Origin of the sequence: Halomonas citrativorans, assembly GCF_014898005.1 — a bacterium.
Classification (GTDB): domain Bacteria; phylum Pseudomonadota; class Gammaproteobacteria; order Pseudomonadales; family Halomonadaceae; genus Vreelandella; species Vreelandella citrativorans.
Window position 1 is genome coordinate 1 of record NZ_JABUYX010000064.1, and the last position, 1,160, is coordinate 1,160.

1 pseudogene is annotated in these 1,160 nt (G+C 59.2%); it reads right to left on the minus strand.

The features are described from left to right. Nucleotides 1-155: 155 nt before the first annotated feature. Nucleotides 156-1,160 (minus strand): annotated as a pseudogene (locus INT20_RS17910) (IS701 family transposase); the annotation flags it as partial.

The window sequence follows — 1,160 nt, forward strand, 5'->3', positions numbered from 1 at the left end:
CGCTATCATGATCGCCTGATTTAGCTCCCATCGCAGGGTGGCGATGGAGTTAACCACGTGGCGTTGTGCGCGTTTTATGACCCCGCGCCCAGTAGCCTTCGGATACGGCAACTGCCTGGCAGGGGCTGATTTTTTTTTTGATCCCCACAACGTAGGCGCTCCATGACCAGAAAACCGTATGCGACCGTACACAGAGTGACGTGGTGGTGAAACCCCCGTCAGTTGCGCCCCTCGTAATGCTTCAGTCCAAACTCCTGCTTGAGTTCCTGATAATCTCGTTCGATGCGCCAGCGTCCTTTCGCTGTCGCCACCAGAGTGGTCAGTGACGTATCTTCCGGCAGATTGCTTAACCAATACTTCGCTGGCGCGGCGTCGCTTTGGGGCCATTCGATCAGCAACCACTCCGGTTCGCGCTTCTGCTGGCCGCGCGCCACACGCACTCGGACAGCGGTAAACCGGGAGCACAACGGCTTGTTGGTACCTTCCCGCCAGGTGATAGCCTGATAGGCATTGGCATCCAGCGACTTGGCCAGTGCTTGTGCCGACACTGGGTGATGCTCCGTGGTCTGCTGCCATCGTGTCGGCGGTCGCCCCTGGCCGGACCACTTCGGAGGCAGAGGCTCACTGCCAGGCGGCCAGACACTGATACCCTCCGGCACGTCAACGCAATAACTCAAGCCCCATTTTGCAAGCTGTTCTCGCCAGGGCGTCACTTTGCCGTAAGCCGCATCTGCCAGCACGATACCGGGCGTGATACCGGCCTCCAGTGTCTCGCGCACCTGCTGAAGGACAATCTCCGGTTTGGTGGCAAAGTCGACCTCTTCTAGCACGCCAGCGCGGCGACAGCGCGCCGGATCGTTTGTCCATGATGTGGGCAAATAAAGCCGCCATGCGACCGGCAGGCTGGCCTGTTCGGTCGCCACCGATAGGCTAACGGCGACCTGACAATTGTCCTGTTTACCAATCTCACCGCAGTATTGGCGGCTAACGCCCACCGAATGCCGTCCTTTCTTGCGAATACCGGTGTCATCGATAATCCAGAAAGGCGTCGTATCGGGGGGAAGCAAGTAGGGTAGCACCTGCTGCGCCACGCCATTAAGCATCCCTCGGTCAGACCATCCAGAGCGAGCCACCAGGTGATGCAGCGACTGATGACAGGC